The sequence below is a fragment of the Streptomyces sp. cg40 genome (assembly GCF_050320165.1).
Taxonomy (GTDB): Bacteria; Actinomycetota; Actinomycetes; order Streptomycetales; family Streptomycetaceae; genus Streptomyces; species Streptomyces hokutonensis.
In genome coordinates, this window is sequence record NZ_CP190128.1 from 2,715,971 (window position 1) to 2,739,139 (window position 23,169).

The 23,169-nt window shown below is 70.4% G+C and carries 22 protein-coding genes; 15 read left to right on the top strand and 7 right to left on the bottom strand.

The genetic code is table 11. The features are described from left to right. The first annotated feature begins 9 nt into the window (after positions 1-9). The 14 genes from ACQHII_RS11980 (at position 10) to ACQHII_RS12045 (ending at position 14,010) form a co-directional block, all read left to right on the top strand. Entirely contained in the window at positions 10-1,269 is a 1,260-nt protein-coding gene (locus ACQHII_RS11980) for a hypothetical protein (protein WP_427919292.1), read from the top strand. A 45-nt stretch (positions 1,270-1,314) separates the two neighbouring features. Next, positions 1,315-1,887 carry a GNAT family N-acetyltransferase gene (locus ACQHII_RS11985; protein WP_427919293.1) on the top strand — a complete coding sequence of 191 codons (573 nt, stop codon included), beginning with the start codon at positions 1,315-1,317 and terminating at the stop codon, positions 1,885-1,887. A 127-nt stretch (positions 1,888-2,014) separates the two neighbouring features. Continuing rightward, on the top strand, positions 2,015-2,098 hold the full coding sequence (locus tag ACQHII_RS11990) for a putative leader peptide (protein WP_309500612.1): 84 nt from the start codon (positions 2,015-2,017) through the stop codon (positions 2,096-2,098). Positions 2,099-2,225: 127 nt separating this feature from the next. Next, complete coding sequence (locus ACQHII_RS11995; protein ID WP_427919294.1) at positions 2,226-3,923, top strand: nitrite/sulfite reductase; 1,698 nt, start codon at positions 2,226-2,228, stop codon at positions 3,921-3,923. Further along, complete coding sequence (locus ACQHII_RS12000) at positions 3,920-4,099, top strand: hypothetical protein (RefSeq protein ID WP_427919295.1); 180 nt, start codon at positions 3,920-3,922, stop codon at positions 4,097-4,099. The genes ACQHII_RS11995 and ACQHII_RS12000 overlap by 4 nt, the downstream gene beginning before the upstream one ends. Further along, positions 4,096-4,806, top strand: a complete 711-nt coding sequence (locus tag ACQHII_RS12005) for a phosphoadenylyl-sulfate reductase (RefSeq protein WP_427919296.1) — start codon at positions 4,096-4,098, stop codon at positions 4,804-4,806. Before ACQHII_RS12000 ends, ACQHII_RS12005 begins: the two co-directional genes overlap by 4 nt. Next, positions 4,803-5,366: an adenylyl-sulfate kinase gene (gene cysC, locus ACQHII_RS12010; protein WP_427919297.1), complete on the top strand. Its 564-nt coding sequence runs from the start codon at positions 4,803-4,805 to the stop codon at positions 5,364-5,366. Before ACQHII_RS12005 ends, cysC begins: the two co-directional genes overlap by 4 nt. Then, positions 5,363-6,301, top strand: a complete 939-nt coding sequence (gene cysD / locus ACQHII_RS12015) for a sulfate adenylyltransferase subunit CysD (RefSeq protein ID WP_427919298.1) — start codon at positions 5,363-5,365, stop codon at positions 6,299-6,301. Before cysC ends, cysD begins: the two co-directional genes overlap by 4 nt. A gap of 2 nt (positions 6,302-6,303) precedes the next feature. Beyond that, positions 6,304-7,632, top strand: a complete 1,329-nt coding sequence (locus ACQHII_RS12020; RefSeq protein ID WP_427919299.1) for a sulfate adenylyltransferase subunit 1 — start codon at positions 6,304-6,306, stop codon at positions 7,630-7,632. A 235-nt stretch (positions 7,633-7,867) separates the two neighbouring features. Continuing rightward, positions 7,868-8,980, top strand: coding sequence for an aliphatic sulfonate ABC transporter substrate-binding protein (locus ACQHII_RS12025; RefSeq protein ID WP_427919300.1), 1,113 nt, complete (start codon positions 7,868-7,870; stop codon positions 8,978-8,980). Positions 8,981-8,993: 13 nt separating this feature from the next. Beyond that, on the top strand, positions 8,994-9,800 hold the full coding sequence (locus ACQHII_RS12030; RefSeq protein WP_427919301.1) for an ABC transporter ATP-binding protein: 807 nt from the start codon (positions 8,994-8,996) through the stop codon (positions 9,798-9,800). Beyond that, positions 9,787-10,665, top strand: coding sequence for an ABC transporter permease (locus ACQHII_RS12035; protein ID WP_427919302.1), 879 nt, complete (start codon positions 9,787-9,789; stop codon positions 10,663-10,665). Before ACQHII_RS12030 ends, ACQHII_RS12035 begins: the two co-directional genes overlap by 14 nt. Positions 10,666-10,675: 10 nt before the next feature. Then, complete coding sequence (locus ACQHII_RS12040; RefSeq protein WP_427919303.1) at positions 10,676-11,419, top strand: sirohydrochlorin chelatase; 744 nt, start codon at positions 10,676-10,678, stop codon at positions 11,417-11,419. 104 nt (positions 11,420-11,523) lie between these two features. After that, positions 11,524-14,010 carry a GTPase-associated protein 1-related protein gene (locus ACQHII_RS12045; protein ID WP_427919304.1) on the top strand — a complete coding sequence of 829 codons (2,487 nt, stop codon included), beginning with the start codon at positions 11,524-11,526 and terminating at the stop codon, positions 14,008-14,010. 180 nt (positions 14,011-14,190) lie between these two features. Here the strand turns inward: ACQHII_RS12045 and ACQHII_RS12050 are convergent, their stop codons facing one another. From ACQHII_RS12050 to ACQHII_RS12065, 4 genes are read right to left on the bottom strand one after another with little or no spacing between them, the layout of a single operon-like run. Next, on the bottom strand, positions 14,191-14,826 hold the full coding sequence (locus tag ACQHII_RS12050; RefSeq protein ID WP_427919305.1) for a DsbA family protein: 636 nt from the start codon (positions 14,824-14,826) through the stop codon (positions 14,191-14,193). Between the two features lie 55 nt (positions 14,827-14,881). Then, complete coding sequence (locus ACQHII_RS12055) at positions 14,882-15,514, bottom strand: TIGR03086 family metal-binding protein (RefSeq protein ID WP_427919306.1); 633 nt, start codon at positions 15,512-15,514, stop codon at positions 14,882-14,884. 25 nt (positions 15,515-15,539) lie between these two features. Next, positions 15,540-16,562: a ketopantoate reductase family protein gene (locus ACQHII_RS12060; RefSeq protein WP_427919307.1), complete on the bottom strand. Its 1,023-nt coding sequence runs from the start codon at positions 16,560-16,562 to the stop codon at positions 15,540-15,542. 46 nt (positions 16,563-16,608) lie between these two features. Next, on the bottom strand, positions 16,609-17,157 hold the full coding sequence (locus tag ACQHII_RS12065) for a DUF1697 domain-containing protein (protein ID WP_427919308.1): 549 nt from the start codon (positions 17,155-17,157) through the stop codon (positions 16,609-16,611). A 399-nt stretch (positions 17,158-17,556) separates the two neighbouring features. On the opposite strand from ACQHII_RS12065, the gene ACQHII_RS12070 reads away from it, so the two are divergent. Next, positions 17,557-19,800, top strand: a complete 2,244-nt coding sequence (locus tag ACQHII_RS12070; protein ID WP_427919309.1) for an MMPL family transporter — start codon at positions 17,557-17,559, stop codon at positions 19,798-19,800. An 83-nt stretch (positions 19,801-19,883) separates the two neighbouring features. On the opposite strand, the gene erm(O) is transcribed toward ACQHII_RS12070, so the two are convergent. The 3 genes from erm(O) to ACQHII_RS12085 all read right to left on the bottom strand — a co-directional run bounded on the left by erm(O) (position 19,884) and on the right by ACQHII_RS12085 (position 23,160). Continuing rightward, positions 19,884-20,663, bottom strand: a complete 780-nt coding sequence (gene erm(O) / locus ACQHII_RS12075; RefSeq protein ID WP_427919310.1) for a 23S rRNA (adenine(2058)-N(6))-methyltransferase Erm(O) — start codon at positions 20,661-20,663, stop codon at positions 19,884-19,886. A 380-nt stretch (positions 20,664-21,043) separates the two neighbouring features. Continuing rightward, the gene (locus tag ACQHII_RS12080; RefSeq protein WP_427919311.1) at positions 21,044-22,327 is read right to left on the bottom strand and encodes an ABC transporter substrate-binding protein; all 1,284 of its coding nucleotides are present in this window, start codon (positions 22,325-22,327) and stop codon (positions 21,044-21,046) included. Further along, positions 22,327-23,160, bottom strand: coding sequence for a carbohydrate ABC transporter permease (locus ACQHII_RS12085; protein WP_427925295.1), 834 nt, complete (start codon positions 23,158-23,160; stop codon positions 22,327-22,329). Before ACQHII_RS12085 ends, ACQHII_RS12080 begins: the two co-directional genes overlap by 1 nt. Between the last annotated feature and the right edge of the window lie 9 nt (positions 23,161-23,169).

The window sequence follows — 23,169 nt, forward strand, 5'->3', positions numbered from 1 at the left end:
AGGACACTTATGGGTGCACGTGGGCGACATCGCCGGCGCAAGCGGGGCAGGGCGCTGCGAGCGGCGCTGGCCGGGGCCGCGCTCGGCCTGACCGCAGCCGCGACGATGATCAGTGCCTCGCAGGCGACGGTCGGTTCCGATCCCGGGGCGCTGAAGCCGCTGACCTCGGCTTCCGAGCTGGGGAAGCTGGAGCTGCGGGAGACGCTGGAGCCGCAGCGTTCGCTGGACCGGCTGGCCTCCGCGATGGGACGTCCGGTGGGCGTCGACACGGTGCTGAAGAGCGCCGACCACACACTCCGCGACGCCGCCGACTGCACGGCGGACGAGAAGGCGGCGCTGCCGGTCGAACCGGAGGCGACCCGCGCGTACTGCTGGGACAGCGGCGACGCGGCCGACCCGGCCTGGACTCCCCGCTCGGTGACGACCTCGGGCGACGCCGACGAGGACGGCTGGTGGGGCTCGAACCGGGTGATCCTCTCCGGCTGGAGCGCGAACAGCAGCGGCCTGGCCAAGGTCGCCTTCGTGAACGCGGGCGACCCCGCGCATCTCACCTACACCTGGGCCCTCCTCGCCGTACCGACCGACGGCGGGCGCGACTACCGCGGGCTCGTCTCCAAGGTCTCCGGCATGGTCTGGTACCAGGACAAGCTCCTGGTCACGACCGGCAGCGGGAACCGCGAAGCGCTGTACGTGTACGACATGAACCGCATCCAGCGCGCCACGGTGACGGCCTCCGCGGTCGGCCGGGTGCGCGAGGGCTGGTCGGCCGCCGGGTACCGGTATCTGCTGCCGGCGATCGGGTCGTACCGGCTGACCGGTGGCAGCTCCGCCACCGGGCCCGTAGGACTCTCGCTGGACCGCAGCACGGTTCCGGACAGTCTGGTCGCGAGCGGCGGGAAGGTTCTGTGGCGCTATCCGTTCAGCCTCGATCCGGCGCGGCCGGGGCTGCTCGCCACGGACTCGGCGGGGCGCGCGGTGCCCGAGGAGGCGTACGCGACGAAGGTCACCGGCGTCGGGGCCGTGCTCGCGAACGGCACCTCCTGGTACCTGGGCGGCGCGGCCGGCGAGCAGAGCGGGCACGGCTCGCTCTGGCGGCAGGACGCGAAGGACGCGCAGGCCACCGAGTGCGGGGCCGACGAGACGCACCAGTGCTGGAGCGCGGGGACCGACTCGCTCTCGTACTGGCAGGAAACGGGCGAGGTCTGGTCGGTCTCCGGCCGGATGCTGTTCGCACTGCCACTGACCTCGATCGACCGCTCCCTCGACTGATCCACTGATCGACAGATCACCCGGCCGGATGATTCCCTGACGGGCATGACGAACACCCCCGTGACCACCTGGTCCCTGGAGCAGACCGACCCGCGCGACCTCCTCCCGGCCATCGCGCCGGACGGAGACGTGCGGATCGTCCGCTCCGAGGTGCCCTCCCCCGAGTTCAGCCGCTTTCTGTACGCCTCCGTGGGCGGGGACATCCTCTGGATCGACCGGCTCGGCTGGACGTTCGCCCGGTGGCGGGAGCACCTGGACCGGCCGGGCGTGGAGACCTGGGTCGTGTACGACCGGGGCACGCCGGCCGGGTACGTGGAACTGGAGCCGCAGGACGACGGTGTCGTCGAGATCGTGTACTTCGGACTGATCCCCGCCTTCCGCGGCCGGCGCCTCGGCGGCCACCTCCTCTCCCACGGCGCCGCCCGCGCCTGGGACCTGGCGGACCGCTGGCCGGGACGGGCGCCCACCAAGCGGGTCTGGGTGCATACGTGCAGCCTGGACGGGGTGCACGCGATGGACAACTACCAGCGCCGGGGCTTCAGGCTCTTCGACACGCAGGTCGAGGAAGTGGCGCTGGTGACCACGCCGGGCCCGTGGCCGGGGGCCTATCCGGTCTGACCTGCGCCGACAAGACCGCGCGCACGTCATGTGACTGACGACACCCTCGTCTCACATAGCGGGACCAGGGTGTCCGCATGGCGGACGAAGCTGGACTGTGTCCAGATCGCCGTGACACGCTTCCGTCATGTCTGGAACTGGGATTGCCTTGGTGAGTCGGCGGCACGTCGACCTCGGCCGCATGTCCAGCGCCATCTGTCCGGCGGGCTAGCCGAGCCGCAACCCCCCGGAATTCCCGTATCTGCCCCACCCTGCGCAAAGACGCGCACGTATGCCCGCATGCGCCCGTACGCGCAGGTCAGAGCCGATCACCCGCCTGTCCCGGAGGACGTAGAACCATGGCCGCCACCCCCGAGAACCCTGCATCCGCAGCGCCCCGCCGCAAGGTGAGCCGTCACCGCGGTGAGGGTCAGTGGGCCGCCGGACACTTCACTCCGCTCAACGGCAACGAGCAGTTCAAGAAGGACGACGACGGTCTCAATGTACGGACACGCATTGAGACGATCTACTCCAAGCGCGGCTTCGACTCCATCGACCCGAACGACCTGCGCGGCCGTATGCGCTGGTGGGGGCTGTACACCCAGCGCAAGCCCGGGATCGACGGCGGCAAGACCGCGATCCTGGAGCCGGAGGAGCTGGACGACAAGTACTTCATGCTGCGCGTCCGTATCGACGGCGGCCGGCTCACCACGGACCAGCTGCGGGTGATCGGCGAGATCTCGCAGGAGTTCGCGCGCGGCACGGCCGACCTCACCGACCGGCAGAACGTGCAGTACCACTGGATCCGCATCGAGGACGTGCCCGAGATCTGGAACCGCCTGGAAGCGGTCGGTCTCTCCACCACCGAGGCCTGCGGCGACACGCCCCGCGTGATCCTCGGCTCGCCCGTCGCGGGCATCGCCGAGGACGAGATCATCGACGGCACCCCCGCGATCGAGGAGATCCACCGCCGGATCATCGGCAACAAGGACTTCTCGAACCTGCCCCGCAAGTTCAAGTCCGCGATCTCCGGCTCGCCGCTGCTGGACGTGGCGCACGAGATCAACGACATCGCCTTCGTCGGCGTGAACCACCCCGAGCACGGCCCCGGCTTCGACGTCTGGGTCGGCGGCGGCCTCTCCACCAACCCGAAGATCGGCCAGCGCCTCGGTGCCTGGGTCCCGCTCGACGAGGTCCCCGACGTCTACGAGGGCGTCATCTCGATCTTCCGCGACCACGGCTACCGGCGGCTGCGCACCCGCGCCCGCCTCAAGTTCCTGGTCGCCGACTGGGGCATCGAGAAGTTCCGCCAGATCCTCGAGGACGACTACCTCGGGCGCAAGCTGATCGACGGCCCCGCCCCCGACCAGCCGGTCGCCCGCTGGCGCGACCACGTCGGCGTCCACCGCCAGCGGGACGGCCTGTTCTACGTCGGTTTCGCCCCGCGTGTCGGCCGCGTCGACGGCACCACGCTCACCAAGATCGCCGAACTGGCGCAGGCGCACGGCTCGGGCCGGCTGCGTACGACCGTCGAGCAGAAGATGATCGTGCTCGACGTCGAGGAGAGCCGGATCGACTCGCTGGTGGAGGGCCTGGAGGCACTGGGTCTCACCGCGAAGCCGTCCCCGTTCCGGCGCGGCACCATGGCCTGCACCGGCATCGAGTACTGCAAGCTCGCGATCGTCGAGACCAAGCAGCGCGGCATCACGCTCATCGACGAACTGGAGGGCCGCATCCCGGAGTTCGACGAGCCGATCACCATCAACATCAACGGCTGCCCGAACGCCTGCGCCCGTATCCAGGTCGCGGACATCGGTCTCAAGGGCCAGTTGGTCCTCAACGACCAGGGCGAGCAGGTCGAGGGCTTCCAGGTGCACCTCGGCGGTGCCCTCGGTCTGGAGGCCGGTTTCGGCCGCAAGGTCCGTGGCCTGAAGGTCACTTCGGAGGAACTGCCCGACTACGTCGAGCGGGTCCTCACCCGGTTCCAGCAGGAGCGCGAGGACGGCGAGCGCTTCGCCGCCTGGGCCACGCGAGCCAGCGAGGAGGCGTTGTCGTGAGCGAGCGCGCCGCCCCCTTCTACTGCCCCTACTGCGGTGACGAGGACCTGCGTCCCAATGAGCAGGGCCATGGCGCATGGGAATGCGCGGCATGCAATCGGGCCTTTCAGCTGAAGTTCCTCGGGCTCCTCGCCCGGGGTCTGAAGCAGACCGACGCAGGGGGAGAACAGATATGACGACGACTCAGAAAGCGCGCCCCACCGACGACTTGAAGGCCCTCGCCGAGCAGGCGGGGAAGGATCTTGAGGACGCCTCCGCCCTTGAGATCCTCCAGTGGGCGGTGCAGACCTTCGGCAAGCAGTTCTGTGTGACCTCCTCGATGGAGGACGCGGTGGTCGCCCACCTCGCCTCCCGCGCGATGCCCGGCGTCGACGTGGTGTTCCTCGACACCGGCTACCACTTCCCCGAGACCATCGGCACCCGTGACGCGGTCGAGGCCGTGATGGACGTCAACGTCATCACCCTCACCCCGCGCCAGTCGGTCGCCGAGCAGGACGCCGAGTACGGCCCGCAACTGCACGACCGCGACCCCGACCTGTGCTGCAAGCTCCGCAAGGTGCAGCCGTTGGAACAGGGCCTCACCAAGTACGCGGCCTGGGCGACCGGACTGCGCCGCGACGAGTCCCCGACCCGGGCGAACACCCCGGTCGTCGGCTGGGACGAGAAGCGCCAGAAGGTCAAGATCTCGCCCATCGCCCGCTGGACCCAGGACGACGTGGACGCGTACGTGGCCGAACACGGCGTTCTGACCAACCCGTTGCTGATGGACGGCTACGCGTCCGTCGGCTGCGCCCCCTGCACCCGCCGGGTCCTCGCGGGCGAGGACGCGCGCGCCGGCCGCTGGGCGGGGCGCGGGAAGACCGAGTGCGGGCTGCACGAATGACCATCACCGAGAAGGAGTCGCACGTGACGACCGGAGCCACCGTCTGGCTCACGGGTCTGCCGAGTGCCGGCAAGACCACCATCGCGTACGAGCTGGCAGGCCGGCTGCGCGAGGAGGGCCACCTCGTCGAGGTGCTCGACGGCGACGAGATCCGCGAGTTCATCTCGGCGGGCCTCGGCTTCAGCCGCGAGGACCGGCACACCAACGTGCAGCGCATCGGCTTCCTCGCCGAACTGCTCGCCCGCAACGGCGTCAAGGCGCTCGTCCCGGTGATCGCGCCGTACGCCGACAGCCGCGAGGCCGTCCGCAAGCGGCACCAGGAGAGCGGCGCCGCGTACATCGAGGTGCATGTGGCGACCCCGGTCGACGTGTGCTCCGTACGCGATGTGAAGGGTCTCTACGCCAAGCAGGCCGCCGGTGAACTCACCGGGCTCACCGGGGTCGACGACCCGTACGAGGAGCCCGAGTCGCCGGACCTGCGGATCGAGTCGCAGCACCAGACCGTGCAGGAGTCGGCAGCGGCACTCCACGCGCTGCTCACCGAGAGGGGACTGGCATGACGGCGACCGTCGCCAAGACCGACGAGGGTACGGACACGCCGTACGCCCTCTCGCACCTGGACGCTCTGGAGTCCGAGGCGGTGCACATCTTCCGTGAGGTGGCGGGTGAGTTCGAGCGGCCGGTGATTCTCTTCTCCGGCGGCAAGGACTCGATCGTCATGCTGCACCTGGCGCTGAAGGCGTTCGCGCCCGCGCCCGTTCCCTTCTCCCTGCTGCATGTGGACACCGGACACAACTTCCCCGAGGTCCTTGAGTACCGGGACCGTGTGGTCGCCGCACATGGGCTGCGCCTCCATGTGGCCTCCGTACAGGACTACATCGACCGCGGTGTGCTGCGCGAACGGCCGGACGGGACCCGCAACCCGCTCCAGACCCTGCCGCTGACCGAGAAGATCCAGGCCGAGAAGTTCGACGCGGTCTTCGGTGGCGGTCGTCGGGACGAGGAGAAGGCCCGCGCGAAGGAGCGGGTGTTCAGCCTTCGTGACGAGTTCTCGCAGTGGGATCCGCGCAGGCAGCGGCCCGAGCTGTGGAACCTCTACAACGGGCGGCACGCGGCCGGTGAGCACGTCCGCGTGTTCCCGCTGTCCAACTGGACCGAGCTGGACGTCTGGCAGTACATCGCCCGCGAGGGCATCGAGCTCCCGGACATCTACTTCGCGCACGAGCGTGAGGTGTTCAGTCGCGGTGGCATGTGGCTGACCGCCGGTGAGTGGGGCGGGCCGAAGGCGGACGAGACCGTGGAGAAGCGGCTCATCCGGTACCGGACCGTCGGTGACATGTCGTGCACCGGTGCCGTGGACTCCGACGCGGTGACGCTGGAGCAGGTCATCACCGAGATCGCGGCCTCCCGGCTGACCGAGCGGGGCGCCACGCGTGCCGACGACAAGCTGTCCGAGGCCGCGATGGAAGACCGCAAGCGCGAGGGGTACTTCTAACCATGAGCACCATCACGGAACTCACCGAGACGACCCTCCTGCGGTTCGCGACGGCCGGTTCGGTCGACGACGGCAAGTCCACGCTCGTAGGACGGCTGCTGCACGACTCCAAGTCGGTGCTGACCGATCAACTCGAAGCCGTACAGCGGGTGTCGGCCGACCGCGGCCAGGACGCCCCCGACCTCGCCCTCCTCACCGACGGCCTGCGCGCCGAACGCGAACAGGGCATCACCATCGACGTGGCGTACCGCTACTTCGCCACCCCCCGCAGGCGGTTCATCCTCGCCGACACGCCCGGCCACGTGCAGTACACCCGCAACATGGTGACGGGTGCCTCCACGGCCGAGCTGACGGTGATCCTCGTCGACGCGCGCAACGGAGTCGTCGAGCAGACCCGGCGGCACGCGGCGATCGCCGCGCTGCTGCGGGTGCCGCACGTGGTGCTCGCGGTCAACAAGATGGACCTCGTCGAGTACAAGGAGTCCGTGTTCGCCTCCATCGCCGAGGAGTTCACGGCGTACGCGAGCGAGCTGGGCGTCCCGGAGATCACCGCGATCCCGATCTCGGCGCTGGCCGGGGACAACGTGGTGGACCCGTCCGCGAACATGGACTGGTACGGCGGGCCGACCTTCCTGGAGCACCTGGAGTCGGTGCCGGTCGCCCACGACCTGAGTCACTGCCACGCGCGGCTGCCCGTGCAGTACGTGATCCGGCCGCAGAGCGCCGACCTGCCGGACTACCGGGGGTACGCGGGCCAGATCGCGGCCGGTACGTTCCGGGTGGGCGAGGCGGTGACGGTGCTGCCGTCGGGGCGGGCCACGAGGATCTCGGGCATCGACCTGCTCGGCAAGCCGGTGCGGACCGCCTGGACCACGCAGTCGGTGACCGTCCTCCTGGAGGACGACATCGACATCTCGCGCGGCGACCTGATCGTGCCCAGCAAGGACGCCCCGGCGACCACGCAGGACATCGAGGCGACCGTCTGCCATGTCGCCGACCAGCCGCTGACCGTGGGCCACCGGGTGCTCCTCAAGCACGGCACCCGCACGGTCAAGGCGATCGTGAAGGACATCCCGTCCCGCCTCACACTCGACGACCTGTCCCTGCACCCGCATCCGGGACAGCTCGTCGCCAACGACATCGGCCGCGTGAAGATCCGCACCGCGGAGCCGCTGCCGGTGGACTCGTACGCGGACTCGCGCCGTACGGGGTCGTTCATCCTGATCGACCCGGCGGACGGCACGACGCTGACCGCCGGCATGGTCGGCGAGTCGTTCGCGGCGCCGGAGCCCGTCAAGGACGGTACGGACGACGACGGTTGGGACTTCTGACATGACGTCGAGGGACTTCTACTCCACGTTCGCGAAGGAGGGCGGCCGGGTCGGCAGCGGCGCCCTCGGCAGCGGGCAGGGCGGAGTGGCGCGATGTGCGGGCTGACGTACGCGCACCGCTTGCGCGCCCCGTCCCCCCACCCGCCGTCCCGGACGCGACGAAAACGAAGACCTGCCGACCTCCCGGCCACGACCTGAGACCGTGACCGCCGGGCCAACGAGAGGAAACCCTCCCGTGCCTGCCATCCGCTCGACATTCCTGCGCCGCGGCATAGCCGTGGCCGCCGCGCTCCCTCTGCTCACCCTCGCCGCGTGCGGTTACGGGTCGGACTCGAAGAGCACCAACTCCAACGAGAAGGTCGCCGCCGGGTCCTCCAAGATCGACGGTCTCGCCTCCGTGAAGATCGGCTACTTCGGCAACCTGACCCACGCGACCGCGCTGGTCGGCCGTGAGCAGGGCCTGTTCCAGAAGGAACTGGGCGCCACCAAGGCCGAGTACGCGACCTTCAACGCGGGCCCCTCCGAGATCGAGGCCCTCAACTCGGGGTCCATCGACATCGGTTACATCGGTCCCTCCCCGGCGGTGAACGGCTACACCAAGTCCGACGGCAAGAGCCTGAAGATCATCGGCGGTGCGGCGTCGGGCGGCGTGAAACTGGTCGTGAACCCGAAGAAGGTCAAGTCCCTGGCGGACGTCAAGGGCAAGAAGATCGCGACGCCTCAGCTGGGCAACACGCAGGACGTGGCGTTCCTCAACTGGATCGCGGACCAGGGCTGGAAGGTCGACGCGCAGAGCGGCAAGGGTGACGTGACCGTCGTCCGCACCGACAACAAGATCACCCCGGACGCCTTCAAGGCCGGTTCGATCGACGGCGCGTGGGTGCCGGAGCCGACCGCGTCGAAGCTGGTCGCCGAGGGCGGCAAGGTACTGCTCGACGAGTCGACGCTGTGGCCCGACAAGAAGTTCGTGATCACGAACATCATCGTGTCTCAGAAGTTCCTCAAGGCGCACCCGAAGGTCGTCGAGGCCGTGCTGAAGGGCTCGGTCGCGGCCAACAAGTGGATCAACGCCAGCCCGACCGAGGCGAAGGCGGCGGCGAACAAGCAGCTGGAGGCCGACTCCGGCAAGGCGCTGCCCGCCAACGTCCTTGACCCGGCGTGGAGTTCGATCCAGTTCACCAACGACCCGCTGGCCTCGACCCTCAACACCGAGGCGGCGCACGCGGTGAAGGCGGGCCTGCTGGAGAAGCCCGACCTGAGCGGCATCTACGACCTCACGCTCCTCAACAAGGTCCTCAAGGCCGACGGTGAGAGCACGGTCGACGCCGCCGGTCTCGGCACGAGCTGATCGAGGGATCCCGATGACTTCCCAGGAGGTGACGACCATGGCCACGACCCTCGCAAGGGCGACCACCGAGACGGTCGAGCACGCGGCACGCCTTGAGCACGTCTCGAAGTCCTTCGCGACGCCGGGCGGGCAGCAGCTCGTCCTGGACGACATCACCATCGATGTCGCGCCCGGCGAGTTCGTCACCCTCCTGGGGGCCTCGGGCTGCGGCAAGTCCACCCTGCTGAACCTGGTGGCGGGCCTCGACAAACCCACCACCGGGTCCATCACCACGGACGGCCGCCCCGCGCTGATGTTCCAGGAGCACGCCCTGTTCCCCTGGCTCACCGCGGGCAAGAACATCGAACTCGCCCTGCGCCTGCGGGGAGTTCCGAAGGAGGAGCGGCGCGGCCGGACCGAGGAACTGCTCGAACTGGTCCGGCTGCCGGGCGCGTACGGCAAGCGGGTGCACGAGCTGTCCGGCGGTATGCGCCAGCGGGTCGCGATGGCCCGCGCGCTCGCCCAGGAGAGCCGCATCCTGCTGATGGACGAGCCGTTCGCGGCGCTCGACGCCATCACGCGGGACGTCCTGCACGACGAACTGACCCGTATCTGGGGCGAGACGGGCCTGTCCGTCCTGTTCGTCACGCACAACGTGCGGGAGGCGGTACGGCTCGCCCAGCGGGTGATCCTGCTGTCCTCGCGGCCCGGCCGGATCGCCCGCGAGTGGACGGTCGACATCCCGCAGCCGCGCCGCATCGAGGACGCGCCCGTGGCCGAACTGTCCCTTGAGATCACCGATGTACTGCGTGGGGAGATCCGCCGTCATGGCCAGCACTGAGACGACGACGGTCAAGGACGCCGGCAGCGTCGAGGCCGGCCTGGACGCTCTGGAGACCACGGTCACCGGCCGCCCGACCCTCCGGCAGACCTTCGTCAACAAGATCTTCCCGCCGATCGTCGCCCTCGCGGTGGTCATGGTCGTCTGGCTGATCCTGACCCCGATCGTCGACGACCCGAGCAAGCTGCCCTCGCCGGGCGCGGTCGGCACCGAGTTCAAGAACGCCTGGCTCCAGGGCGATCTCCTCGGCTACATCTGGACCAGCGTCTCGCGCGGTCTGCTGGGCTTCTTCTTCGCGCTGCTGATCGGCACCCCGCTGGGGCTGCTGGTGGCGCGGGTGAAGTTCGTGCGCGCGGCGATCGGCCCGATCCTGTCCGGCCTCCAGTCTCTGCCGTCGGTGGCGTGGGTGCCGCCGGCCGTGATCTGGCTGGGTCTGAACAACTCGATGATGTACGCGGTGATCCTGCTCGGCGCGGTCCCCTCGATCGCCAACGGCCTGGTCTCCGGCGTCGACCAGGTGCCACCGCTGTTCCTGCGGGCGGGCCGCACGATGGGCGCGACCGGCGTCAGGGGCATCTGGCACGTCACCCTGCCCGCCGCGCTCCCCGGCTATGTGGCAGGCCTGAAGCAGGGCTGGGCGTTCTCCTGGCGCTCGCTGATGGCGGCCGAGATCATCGCGCAGTTCCCGGACTTGGGCGTGGGCCTCGGCCAGCTGCTGGAGAACGGCCGCACCAACAGCGACATGGCGATGGTCTTCGAGGCCATCATCCTGATCCTGTTCGTCGGTATCGCCATCGACCTGCTGATCTTCAGCCCGCTGGAGCGGTGGGTGCTGCGCAGCCGCGGTCTGCTGGTGAAGAGCTGAGCTGATCCGCATGCACCAGAGGCCGGTCCTCCTCGTCATCGCCCACGGCAGCCGCGATCCGCGGCACGCCGCGACCGTCCACGCCCTCGTGCGGCGGGTACGGTCGCGGCGGCCCGGGCTGCGCGTGGAGACCGGCTTCCTGGACTTCAACGTCCCTTCCGTGCAGGGGGTGTTGGAGTCCCTGGCGGCGGAGGGCGTACGGGACGTCGTGGCCCTCCCCCTCCTCCTCACCCGCGCGTTCCACGCGAAGGCGGACATCCCGGCGGTCCTCGCGGGCGCACCGTCACGGCTCCGCATCCGGCAGGCGGAGGTACTGGGCCCGTCCCCGTTGCTGTTGCGGGCTCTCGAACGGCGTTTGCACGAGGCCGGGTTGACGCCCGCCGACAAGGCGTCGACCGGGGTCGTACTGGCCTCGGCGGGGTCGACCGACCCGGAGGCGATCGCGGTGATCGACGACCTGGCGCGGAAGTGGTGGCGGACGGGTTGGTGCGCCGTGCGGCCCGCGTTCGCGTCGGCGGCCCTGCCCCGCACCGAGGACGCGGTGCGTGAACTGCGGTCCCTGGGCTGCGAACGTGTCGCGGTCGCGCCCTACGTCCTGGCCCCCGGCTTCCTCCCCGACCGCATCGCGCGGGGCGCGGCGGAGGCGGATGTGCTGGCCGAGGTGCTGGGTCCGGCGCCGGAGGTGGCGCGGGTGCTGCTGGAGCGCTACGACGCGGCGGCCCTGGCTCCGGCGCTCGCGGCCGTCGGCGCGTAGCGTCTTCACGGTTCCCACCTGCCCGGATTCCCCGAAAGGGGTCTCCCCCGGCTCCCGGATCTGCTGGGATGGTGCCTCTGAGGGCTAGTGGGGAGCAAGTACAGGTGGCGGGTCAGGAGTTCGGGCATCGTGAAGGGCCTGCGCCGGCCCAGCTGCACTACGCTTCGGCGCCGTCCGGGGCCGAGGATTCCGGCCCCCGGTTCACGGCGGTCGGCGCTGAGGTGCCGCCCGGGGTGCTGCGGGAGGCCGAGCGGCTCCTCGGGTACGAGCCACCGCCCGACAGTCCGCAGCACGCCGACGCCGAGCAGCTCAAGAGATTCCCCACGGTCTTCAGCTTCAGCGAACTCACCGACGGCGAGCGGCTGTTGAGCCGCTCGGTGTGCACCGGCATGGACTGGGCCGGCGGTCCGCTCTCCTTCCACGCGCATGCCCTCCTGCTGCCCGCCGGGACCCGGCTGCCGGACGGTGTGCTGCCCATCTCCACCTGGGAGTCCCCGCGTTGGGCCGAGTCGACTCCCCCGGACGGCGGGGCCGGTCCCGTCGAGCGGGTCGAACCGTCGGGGCTGCTGCGCAAGGAGGCGCTGGTGCCGTTCGCGGTGTCCCGGGCCGAGCGGCTCGCCCCGTTCTTCGCCGATCTGCGGGCGGTGGCCGCCGACCCGGGCGCCGGGCAGATCGTGGTGGTGGAGCAGGACAGCGCCGACGTGGCCCGCTGGATCGCGCTCGCCTGTACGGTCCTGCCGCGCGAACAGGCGCACCGGCTCACCTTCACGACGTACACCCGTGACCCCCGGCAGGTCCGTCACCAGTTGGTCGGCGCGCTGCCGTCCTCCGAGACCGTCACCGACGACGGGCGCTACCGGGTGCACAACTGCACGGGCCGGAAGCCGTCCGGGCCGGTCACGGACACCTGGGCAGAGGTGTGCGCCCGCGTCTGGCGTGCGGGCCGCCCCGACCTGTTCCACAACGACCCCGAAAGCCTTGGCCCGTTGGCAGTGAGCGCCCTCGTCGCGGGGATCGACCTGCGTACGGACGCCCGTGCGGCGGCGGCGAGTTGGGCGGCCGGGCAGGTGGACGCGCTGCCGGACGACACGCTGACGGCGTTGGTCGCCGGGCTGTGCGGCGGACCGGTGCCGCACCTGGGCTCCCCCTCGGAGAGCCTGCCCGGTGCGGCCGAACAGGTCGCGCTGGCCGCGCTGTTGGCCCGGCTGGACGGACGGGTGACGGCTGCGGTGTCGGCGCCGCTCGCCGCGCGGGTGCTGGCGTCTGCGGTCCTCGCGCAGGGGCCGGTGCCCGCGCTGCGCGCCGGGTCCCTCACGGCGCGGGCCCACGACAGCCTGGCCCGCGACCTCGCGCCCGCCCTGCGGGCCGGAATCGCGGACAGGGCCGAGCCGGCCGCCGGACGGCCTCTCGCGCTGCTGCGGGCCGCCGACCTGCTCGACGTCGACTGCCAGGACGAACTGCCGGAGCTGGCCGAGCGGTTGGCGCGGGAGCTGGTGAACGCCCCGGCCGCGTCCCCGTCGAACGGCGGGACTCCTGACGCGAGTTGTCCGCCCGCGCTCCTCGACGCGGTGCACACCCACCCCGGGCTCAGAGTCGCGCTGTTCGGTTCGCTCGACACGCTCGCCGCCGCCGAACCGGCGCCCGCGGCAGGGGTGTTGAAGGGTTCGGGGCTGCCGCTGGACCTCCAGCAGTCCGGCTTCCCGCACTTGCGGATGTGTGTCGCGCCGGACGGGCCGGACGACCGGCTCGACCGGTTCCACGGTCTGCTCCGCACGGCCGGGGTCTCGCCGCACGCCGATCCGGTCGTGCTGCGCACGGCCCTCCGCCTCACCTGGCCCGGCGGTGACCTGCCGACCGGCGCGCAGGCGAGCCTGCTGCTGAAGGAACTGGGTTCCGACACCCACCGAGCCGCCGGCACCCGGGAGTTGCTGATCGAGGCGGCCCTCGCCGCTCCCCCGGACGACCCCGGCATACCGGCGCTCGCCACCGATCTGCTCCGCTGCTTCACCACGGAACTGGGGCCGGGCCGGCGCACCGCCCTGATCCTGCTGGAGTTCACCGGGCGGCTGGGCACCGGGAGCGAGGGCGAGGAGTGGGTCGGCCGGGTGCTCGACCTCACGGCCGGTACGGTCGCCGATCCGGTGCCGGACACCGTCGCCGAACGTGCCTTCCAGGCCCTGGCGTCACGGCTTCTGGCGGGAACGGCACCGGAGAACGAGCTGTACGCGCTGGCCCGTTCGGGCGAGCCGCGGCTGCTCGCGGCTTACGAGCGGGCGGCCCGCTCGGAGCGGGTGGGGGACCGGTTGCGGGCCGACCCGGCATATCTCGCCGACCGGTTCTGTGACTGGAGCGCGTTCCCCGGGACGTATCCCGGCTGGGACGAGACCCGTACCGCCCTGCTGACCAAGGTGCTGCGGCCGGCCGTGCGGGCGCTGTCGGCGCGGGAGCAGGGGGAGGTCGAGGCGGCGCTGGACCGCTCGGGTCGCGGCAAGCTCGACGCGTTCCGTGCCTGGAACCGCCCGGGCACGCTCGGGCGCCTCGCGGGACGGCTGTCGGGGCGGGGCCGGCGCGCGGAACATCCCGGCGGGTGACCGGCCCCGGCGACCGGTAGGGAGGCGCCGCCCGAAGTCCGGCACTCCCCTGTGATGTCGGACCCCGGACGGCCCGTCCGCAGCACGGCCCCCGCCGGCGTGAGCCTTGTCGCGGGGGTCGCTCTCTGTACTGCGTCACCCGCCGCGTTTCTGTCACTGGGCGACTTCAACTCGCCGGGTTCAGTCGAAGGACAGTCCTCCGGTACGCGTCCGCTTCAGCTCGAAGAGGTCGGGGTGGGTGGCCAACACCCGGAAGCTGTCGAAGAGTTCGGCCGCCTTCGCGCCGCGCGGAATGGCCCGCAGCACCGGTCCGAACCACACCGTCCCGTCGACGTGCAGGGTCGGCGTCCCCACGTATCCGCCCGACTCCTCCTCGACGCCCGCCTCGTGACTGCGGCGCACGGCGTCGTCGTAGGACGGATCGTGGGCGGCGTCGGCGAGGGCGGCGGGCAGGCCGAGTTCGGCCAGGGATTCGGCGATCACGGCGTCGAAGTCGTCGTAGCGCCGCTCGTGGATGCGGACGCCGAAGGCGGTGTACAGGTCGCGCAGGACCTTGTCGCCGTGTTGTTCGGCGGCGGCCACGGCGACGCGTACCGGGCCGATCGACTTGTCGACCAGCTCCCGGTACCAGTCCGGGAGTTCGTTGCCGATGTTGTGGAAGTAGAGACTCATCGCGTGGAAGCGGAGGTCGAGCGGGCGCTCGCGCTCGACCTCCAGCAGCCAGCGGGAGGTGATCCAGGCGAAGGGGCAGGCGGGGTCGAAGTAGAAGTCGACGCGGACGGCGGTGTCGGTGCGGACGGCGGGGTCAGTGCTCATACCGAGAACGCTAGCCATCGATTGGGCCGAGGCATCGACCCAATCAGGCGATTTCTCAGTGGTCCACTTTACCGACCGCCGTCTGCCGGGGGTCCCGTCCGCTGGCGGCGAGGGCCCGCTCGAACACCGGGGCGTCGTCCGGGACGGGCACGGGGTCGGCGAAGCCGTCGTACTGGCGGTAGAGCGCGCCGTGCTTGTCGACCACGTCGAGGACGAGGCGGGCGGCGCCGTCCGAGACGCGGTACTCCTGGCCGGTGGCCGTGGCGACGTCCCAGCCGTGCACCGCCAGCTCCTTGATGATCATCGGGGCGAGTTCACCGGCCGGCATCTTCGCCATGCCGAGGTCGATCTCGCCCTCCCACACCGCCGGGTCGGCCCAGGCGGCGACGGCCCGGTCCAGCTGGGCGGCGTAGGCCTTGGCCCAGTCCGGGTCGGCGGTGAAGTCGCGGGCGGTCAGCTCCTCGGAGAGCTGCTTGCGCAGCGCGCGGTGCTCCAGCCCGTGCGAGGTGTAGAGGACCCAGTGGTTGACCATCGCGCGGACGTCCCAGTCGGGACAGTGCGTGGGGTCGTCGAGCTGTGCCGCACGGACACCGCGCGCGACGCGGGCCGCCTCGGCGGCGCATTCGATCATGTACGGGTGCAGGTCGTGGTGGTTCGACCGGTCCAAGTGCAGGTCGTCGTTGCTCATGCACCCCACGCTAGGCAGCGCGCCGTCAGGACTCTTGAACAAACGCGACAGCCTCGTCGGCGAGGCGGACCAGCTCGTCGAGCGGCAGCGAACCGGCCGCCCGGCGCTCGCGCGCGAAGCCGTTCGCGAGCCGTTGCAGGAGGTCGTTGAGGGGGGTCGGTACGCCGTGCAGCCGCCCCAGCAGCGCGATCTCGCCGTTGAGGTAGTCGGCCTCGATGGTGCCGGTGCCCCGGTTCAGCGACTGCCAGGAGGAACCGCCGCCGCGGGCGACGCCGCCGATCTCCACCAGCTGGATCTTGTCGCCGCGGACCTCCTTCTCCTCCTCGGCGCTCGTGTACGCGACCCCGGCCGCGTCGAGCACGGCCACGCCCTCGGCCCGCAGCCGTCCGTAGAACGCGAAGCTCTCCTCACTGCCGAGCGGCCCGGAGACCGCCTCGATCGCGTTGGCGAGGTTGCCGAGCAGCTTGGAGTACTGCCAGCGCGTCACGTCGGGCACGACCGGCGCCTCGAACCTCGACTTCTCCAGGTCGGCCGCGATCAGCCGGGCGGTCTTGTCCGTGCCGTGCGGAAATCGGCCCAGGTGCAGGATGCCGGTGAGGGGAGCGCCCTCGGCGGCGACCACGCCCGGTTCGACGAAGGTCGCGGGCAGCCAGACGCAGACGCCGTACACCCGCCGGAAGCGGCGCAGGGCCAGGCGCTGGCTCTCCACGCCGTTCTGCGCGCAGACGACGGGCAGCCGTTCGGCCGCCGTACCGCCGCCGGCGACCGGTGCGGGTCCCCAGGCCGCGAGCGCGGCCTCGCTGTCCTGCGTCTTGACGGTGAGCAGGAGGACGTCGTCGGGCCTCAACTCGCCGAGTTCCACGGGCTCTTGGACGACCGGCAGCCGGTACGTCGACTCGCCGTCCGGCACCTTGAGCCGCAGCCCGTGCCCGGCCAGCGCCGCCCGGTGCGCACCCCGCGCGACAAGGACGACCTCGCACCCCGCCCCGGCCAGCCGGCCACCGACGGCTCCGCCGACCGCCCCTGCTCCGATGATGATGTAGCGCATGGGGACGAGCCTCGCACAGGGTGGATCTCTCCCTCCAGGAGGGATCTCAACCGCCGGTCAGCTCCACGAGTTTCAGCACGGTGTTCCAGTTGCGGGTGGTGGCGATCAGGCCTTTGTTCAGGCGCGGCCGGGCCAGTTCGACGGCGAGCCTGGAACGGCCGAGGCCCTCGGGGACGTAGAGGTACAGCGCGCGGTCGCCGAGGCGGAACTCCTCGGGGAGGAAGGCGGACCGGTCGAACTCCGCGAAGCGGTCCTCGGCGACCGACTGCGAGTAGTACGTGACGTGGAGCTGCTTGGCCTCCAACTCGGCGGCCGGGAAAGGGCAGTTGTCGGCGACGGCCTTGAGGTAGGCGTGGTCGCGGACGACGACGTCGACCGGGAAGCCGAAGCGCTCCTCGACGGCCCGGGCGATCTCCGCCGCGAGCGACTCCTCGTCGCCGTGGCCGCTCGTGAACACCGCCTGGCCGCTCTGGAGGTAGGTGCGGACGTCGCCGTGTCCGAGGCCTTCGAGGAGCGCGCGCAACTCGGCCATCGGGAGCTTCTTGTTGCCGCCCACGTTGATCCCGCGCAGCAGCGCCGCATACGTCGTCGTCATCCGCACACCATAAAGCGGCCGTCGTGCCCCGTGGGGGTGGGCACGACGGCCGCTTCGTGTGGTGCGCGGGTGCGCGGAAACTCTCGCGGATGAGGTGGCTCCGGATCAACAGTTATGGGCACACCTACAAGCACCTGTGACTTGTTCAACAAGGTTTCTTAATAACAAAGCGGACCCCTGCCGACGCATCGGACACCCTGACCACCACCCCCGAGGCGCCCGGATAGATGTAAGGGGCCGCGGTCCTCCCCAGTGGTGAGGGCCCGGGGTCCGTGCGGAGGAGCCGGGCCGCCGGTACTTCACCGGTCAGCACGAGGGGACGTTCTTATTCCGCGCATACCTTCGATCCATGAGGTGGCGGCAGGGGGCTGTCACCGTGCGCAAGGGGGCAAGCCCGTCATGGGGAACGGAGATTCGCGGGTGCGGGGCATCGCCGCCCGGGCGGGCGGCTGGAGTGCCCGGCACCGGTGGGCCGCGGTCGGCATCTGGGTGCTGTTCGTGGTGCTGGCGATGGGAATCGGTTCGGCGGCGGGCCGGGTGGACGTCGACGAGAACGACCAACTGAAGGGCGAGACGCACACCGCCGCGCAGATCATCGACGACGCCGGGATCAAGGAACCGGCCAGTGAGACGATCCTGATCCAGTCGAAGGACGCGTCGGTCACGTCGACGGACAGCGAGTTCCGCACCGCGGTCACCGCCGTCGTCAAGGCCGTCGAGGGGACCGGCAAGGTCACCGACGTCACCTCGCCGTACGACACGAAGACGATCTCGAAGGACGGCCGGAGCGCGCTCGTCCAGTTCGACATGCGCGGGGACTCGGACACCGCGGGCGACCGGGTGGAGCCGGTGCTGAACGCCGTCGCCGGGGTGCAGAAGGCCCATGACTCGCTGCGGATCGAGGAGATCGGCGGCGCCAGCATGGCGAAGCAGTACAAGGACGCGTTCGGCGACGACTTCAAGAAGGCCGAGTACTCCGCCGTACCCGTGGCCCTCGGCATCCTCCTCATCGCCTTCGGCGCGCTGGTCGCGGCGCTGCTTCCGGTGGCACTTGCCCTCACCGCGATCATCGCGACGATGGGTCTGATGGGCATCGTCAGCCACGTCCAGCCGATGAGCGACACCGCCAACTCCGTGATGCTGCTGGTCGGTCTGGCCGTCGGCGTGGACTACTGCCTGTTCTATCTGCGCCGCGAACGCGAGGAGCGCGAGGCCGGCCGGGACGCCGGGGCCGCGCTGCGGATCGCCGCGGCGACCAGTGGCCGCGCCATCATCGTCTCCGGTGTCACGGTGTGCGTGGCGATGGCGGGCATGCTGTTCACCGGGCTCGCCGAGTTCGAGGCGATGGGCCTGGCCTCGCTGATGGTCGTCGCGGTCGCCATGGTCGGCTCGGTGACTGTACTGCCCGCGCTGCTCTCGCTGTTGGGCGAGCGGGTCGAGAAGGGCCGTATCCCGTTCCTGCGCCGGCGCAGCCGCCGGGGCAACGGCGAGAGCCGGTTCTGGACCGCCGTCCTCAAGGGCGTCCTCGCCAAGCCGCTGGTCTCCGTCCTCGTCGCGGCCGGCGCGCTGCTGGCCATCGCCGCTCCCGCGGTCGGCATGAAGACCGAAAACCTCACCCTGGACCAGGAGTTCGGCAACTCCCTCCCGATCGTGGGGACTTACAACCGCGTCAACGACGCCTTCCCCGGCGGCTCCGAACCGGCCGAGGTCGTCGTCAAGGCGAAGGACATCAACGCGCCGGAGGTCAAGGAGGCTCTCGCCAACTTCAAGGCGGAGGCGGTCAGTTCGGGTGCCTCGCTGGGCCCGGTCGACATCAAGCTGCACGACGCGCAGAACGTCGCCTTCGTCTACGTCCCGCTCGTCGGCGGCTCCGACCAGGACAAGGCCGCGAAGAGCCTGGAGAAACTCCGCGACGACGTACGGCCCGCCACCCTCGGCAAGGTCGACGGGGTCCAGGCGCCGATCACCGGGAACGTCGCGGGATCGAAGGACTTCAACGACCAACTCCTGGGCTCCGTCGTCCCGGTCTTCGCGTTCGTGGTGGTCTTCGCCTTCCTGCTGATGCTGCTCTCGTTCCGCTCGCTGACGGTCGCGATCACCTCGATCGTCCTCAACCTCCTTTCGGTGGGCGCCGCTTACGGCATCCTCGTGGCCGTGTTCCAGCACGGCTGGGGCGCCTCTCTGGTGGGCGCGGAGGGCGTCGGCGCGATCGTCACCTGGCTGCCGCTGTTCCTCTTCGTGATCCTGTTCGGCCTGTCGATGGACTACCACGTGTTCGTCGTCTCCCGCATCCGCGAGGCGCGCCTGCGCGGCCGTACGACCCGCGACGCGATCCAGCACGGCGTGGTCACCACGGCCGGCGTCGTCACCAGCGCCGCGATCATCATGGTCGCCGTCTTCGCGATCTTCGGCACGCTGTCCATGCAGTCCATGAAGCAGATGGGCGTCGGCCTCGCGGCGGCGGTCCTCATCGACGCCACGGTCATCCGCGGCGTCCTGCTCCCCGCGGTGATGGCCCTCCTCGGCGAACGCAACTGGTACTTCCCGAAGTGGCTCCACCGCCTCCCCGACCTCACCCACGACGAGTCGCCGGAGCCGACCCCGTCCGCCGTGGCGGGTGAGGGCGAGCGGGTGCGGGTGTAACTCCTGCTGACTGAGGGCCTGTTGGTATCCCGGGGGAACCAACAGGCCCTCACCCATGTCCTACGACTGTTCTACGGCTCCTTCTACGACGTCAGCTCCTTGTGCAGCCGTAGCCAGTGGCCCGGGGACACCTCGCCGACGAGGACACGCGGGTCGAGGCGTGCCGCGTGGAACGCGGCCTCCACGCGGCGTCTCGGGTGTGCCCGGCGCAGCGAGGCGTGCAGCGAACCTCCCACCCCCGAGAAGCCCAACTCGACCAGGTGCCGCCAGCCGTGCAGTTCGGCGGGTTCGAGAAGTGGGGTCCGGCGCCGCTCGATCCTTACGATCCCGGCGTCGACGCGCGGTACGGGGCTGAAGCGTCTCCGGTCGACCCGTCCGACCAGCCTCCAGTCGTGGCGCGGCCAGCTGCGGACCGTCAGCAGGGTCCAACTCCCGTAGTCCCCGGTACGTTTGCGGGCGTACTCCAGCTGGGTGAGCAGGGTGGCGTCGGTGAGGGCGGGGGCGCGCAGGCACCAGTCGACGATGTCGGCGGTGCGGGAGAAGGGCACGTTTCCGGCTACGGAGAACGGGACGCGCGGGGGCCGGGTGGCCATGAAGTCACCCGCGATGACGCGCACTTGGGGTGTTTCCGCGAAGCGGGTGCGGAGCTTCGGGAGGAGTCGGGGGTCGATCTCGTGGGCGTGGAGTTCGCGGCAGCGGGGTGCGAGCTGCGCGGTCAACGCGCCTTTTCCCGCGCCCACTTCGAGGAGGAGGGGGATCTGGCGCTTGTGCGGGACGGCGAGTCGGGCGACGTATTCGGCGGTGGCGCGATCGGCGAGGAAGTTCTGCGAAAGCGCGCGGGAAACGTGGGTGGGGCGGGCCATGGCCTGCGGTCCTTGTCTTCCGTGAAGGGCATACGGGCAGACGAAGGCCCCGACCGGAAGAACAGGGAGAACCGACCGCGGACCGGACGAGCGTCGAGTCGGGTCGGCGGAGGTGTCAGCGGGCGTGGGCGCCCGGGCCGGTCAGGGCACCGGGGCCGCGGCGCATGCGGATCGCATACGTGCAGCTCCGGCCGAGACCGGAGTTCGTGATCGCGTTGGCGGCTGACATGCGCTCACGCTAAGTGGGGTCGGTGGAGTTGGGCAACGGGATTTTCGCGGTGAGGTGCGCCGTCCGGGGAGGGGGTGCGGGTGTGTGGCGGGTGCGGGTGCGTGGGGGCTGGTCGCGCAGTTCCCCGCGCCCCTGAAAGACCTCACCCTCATCAGCGTTGGTATCTCGCCAGCACCAGGTTCCCGTCGTTCACCAGTCGATTGCGCAGCCCTGTCAGCGTGATCGCGCCGCTGTAATACTCCTGGAAGGCCGGGGTCGCCACCTTGTCCTTCCATTCCGGGTAGCCGCGTACCGACTGCGCGGGCGCCGAGACGAGATCGTCGGCGAGTGCCGCACCGGTGGCCCAGTCGTCCTTCGTGGTGTGCAGGGCCGGGTCCTTGAGTGCCTGCGTGCCGGTGGGGAGCATCCAGTCGCCGAGGGCCAGGCGGACCATGTTCTTGGGCTGGAGCAGGAAGTCGATGAACTCGGCGGCCTCCTTCTTGTGGGGGCTGTCCTGGGCGATGGACAGGGTCTGCGGGCTGACGCCCTGGGTGAGTCCGTCGGCGCCGGCCGGGGCGGGCAGCACCTGCCAGTCGAAGCCCTTCGGCGCCTGCTGCACGATCTGCTGGCGGTAGGAGAAGCCGAGCGGGACCATCGCGTACTTGCCACCGAAGAACCCGGGCAGGGTGTCCGAGCCGCCGCTGCCGAGCGTCGTGGGCGAGGCGCTGTGGTCCACGTCCGCCTGGTCGTGGATCGTGCGCGGCACGACCTCGTCGGCCGCGTCGAAGCGGACCGTCACCTTGCCGTCCGCGCCCCGGTGGAACAGCTCGCCGCCCGCCGAGAGCGACAGATTGAGCGTGGCGGACACCGGCTCCTTGAGCGGCCAGGCCACGCCGTACTTGCCGTCGCCGCTCAGCTGCCGGGTGACGGCCCTGAACTCCGGCCAGCTCCAAGGGTGTTCGGGGGTCGGGATGCGTACGCCAGCCTTCTTCAGCCAGGTCGCGTTGGCGATGATCACCCTCGGTTCCTGGAGGAACGGCACGCCGTAGATCCCGTCCCCGAAGGTCGCCGTCTCCCAACTGCGTTGCGGGATGTCCGACTTGAGGCGCGCGGGCAGCAGGTCCCGGAGGTCGGCGAGGTAGCCGCCGTAGGCGAAGTCCGCGAGGTCGTCGGAGGCGTCGTGGATGATGTCGGGCGCCTCACCGCCTTCGAAGGAGGTGAGCAGCTGGTCGTGGACGCTGTCCCAACTGCCCTGCACGTACTCGACCTTGATGTGTGGATGGGTCGCGTTCCACTCCTTCACCAACTCCTTGTTGGCGGTGACGGACTCCTCCTGCCAGGCGAGGGACTGGAAGCGGAGGGTGATCCTGCCGTTCGCCGAGCCGTTTCCGCCGCCGCCCGTGCAGCCGGCGATGAGCAGGCCTACGACGAGGACGAAGAGCCATCGAGATCGCATCAGTTCTTCACCGCCCCGGTGAGCATGCCGCCCGTGATCCGGCGTTGGATCAGGGCGAAGACGAGCAGGGAGGGCAGGGTCGCGAGGAACGCGGCGGCGGCCAGCGGGCCGAGGTCGGCGACGCCCTCCGCGCCGATGAAGTGGGTGAGGACGACCGGCAGGGTCTGGTGCTCCGGGGTCTTGAGCAGGACCAGCGCGAAGAAGAACTCGTTCCACGAGGTGACGAACGCGAACAGCGCCGTCGCCACGATCCCGGGCGCCAACAGCGGTGCCGTCACCGACACGAGCGTGCGGAGTCTTCCGGCGCCGTCGACCGCCGCCGCCTCCTCCAACTCGGCCGGTACCGCCCGTACATAGCCGACGAGCATCCACAGCGCGAACGGCAGCGACCACACCACGTAGACCAGCACCAGTCCGGCCAGGGAGTCGATCAGCCGCAGGTTCTTCAGCACCAGGAACAGCGGGATGATCACCAGCACGAACGGGAACGCCTGGCTGACCACCACCCACCCGGTCGCGGCCCGCGCGAGCAGGGTCCGGCGCCGGGCCATGACCCACGCCATCGGGGTCGCGATCACCACGGCGATCAGCGCGGCCCCGAGCGCGGCGAGCAGGGAGTTCGACGCGGCGTGCAGCAGGGGCTGTTCGTCGAAGGCCTGGCGGAAGTTGGCGAGGGTGGGGTGCCGGGGGATCCAGGTGGGGTGCAGACTGCCCAGCTCTCGTGGGGACTTGAAGGCGGTGGAGATCAGCCAGAGGAAGGGGAAGGCGAGGAAGACGAGGTACGCGAGCAGGGCGGCGTACTGTCCGGCGCGCGCCCCTGTGCTCGTCCTCATGCCTGTGGT

What these genes read in the sequence shown, in the direction of transcription:
- ACQHII_RS11980 (WP_427919292.1), top strand. Translation starts at nt 10, where the DNA reads ATGGGTGCACGTGGGCGACATCGCCGGCGCAAGCGGGGCAGGGCGCTG.
- ACQHII_RS11985 (WP_427919293.1), top strand. Translation starts at nt 1,315, where the DNA reads ATGACGAACACCCCCGTGACCACCTGGTCCCTGGAGCAGACCGACCCG.
- ACQHII_RS11990 (WP_309500612.1), top strand. Translation starts at nt 2,015, where the DNA reads ATGTCTGGAACTGGGATTGCCTTGGTGAGTCGGCGGCACGTCGACCTC.
- ACQHII_RS11995 (WP_427919294.1), top strand. Translation starts at nt 2,226, where the DNA reads ATGGCCGCCACCCCCGAGAACCCTGCATCCGCAGCGCCCCGCCGCAAG.
- ACQHII_RS12005 (WP_427919296.1), top strand. Translation starts at nt 4,096, where the DNA reads ATGACGACGACTCAGAAAGCGCGCCCCACCGACGACTTGAAGGCCCTC.
- cysC (WP_427919297.1), top strand. Translation starts at nt 4,803, where the DNA reads ATGACCATCACCGAGAAGGAGTCGCACGTGACGACCGGAGCCACCGTC.
- cysD (WP_427919298.1), top strand. Translation starts at nt 5,363, where the DNA reads ATGACGGCGACCGTCGCCAAGACCGACGAGGGTACGGACACGCCGTAC.
- ACQHII_RS12020 (WP_427919299.1), top strand. Translation starts at nt 6,304, where the DNA reads ATGAGCACCATCACGGAACTCACCGAGACGACCCTCCTGCGGTTCGCG.
- ACQHII_RS12030 (WP_427919301.1), top strand. Translation starts at nt 8,994, where the DNA reads ATGACTTCCCAGGAGGTGACGACCATGGCCACGACCCTCGCAAGGGCG.
- ACQHII_RS12035 (WP_427919302.1), top strand. Translation starts at nt 9,787, where the DNA reads ATGGCCAGCACTGAGACGACGACGGTCAAGGACGCCGGCAGCGTCGAG.
- ACQHII_RS12040 (WP_427919303.1), top strand. Translation starts at nt 10,676, where the DNA reads ATGCACCAGAGGCCGGTCCTCCTCGTCATCGCCCACGGCAGCCGCGAT.
- ACQHII_RS12050 (WP_427919305.1), bottom strand. Translation starts at nt 14,826, where the DNA reads ATGAGCACTGACCCCGCCGTCCGCACCGACACCGCCGTCCGCGTCGAC.
- ACQHII_RS12055 (WP_427919306.1), bottom strand. Translation starts at nt 15,514, where the DNA reads ATGAGCAACGACGACCTGCACTTGGACCGGTCGAACCACCACGACCTG.
- ACQHII_RS12060 (WP_427919307.1), bottom strand. Translation starts at nt 16,562, where the DNA reads ATGCGCTACATCATCATCGGAGCAGGGGCGGTCGGCGGAGCCGTCGGT.
- ACQHII_RS12065 (WP_427919308.1), bottom strand. Translation starts at nt 17,157, where the DNA reads ATGACGACGACGTATGCGGCGCTGCTGCGCGGGATCAACGTGGGCGGC.
- ACQHII_RS12070 (WP_427919309.1), top strand. Translation starts at nt 17,557, where the DNA reads ATGGGGAACGGAGATTCGCGGGTGCGGGGCATCGCCGCCCGGGCGGGC.
- ACQHII_RS12080 (WP_427919311.1), bottom strand. Translation starts at nt 22,327, where the DNA reads ATGCGATCTCGATGGCTCTTCGTCCTCGTCGTAGGCCTGCTCATCGCC.
- ACQHII_RS12085 (WP_427925295.1), bottom strand. Translation starts at nt 23,160, where the DNA reads ATGAGGACGAGCACAGGGGCGCGCGCCGGACAGTACGCCGCCCTGCTC.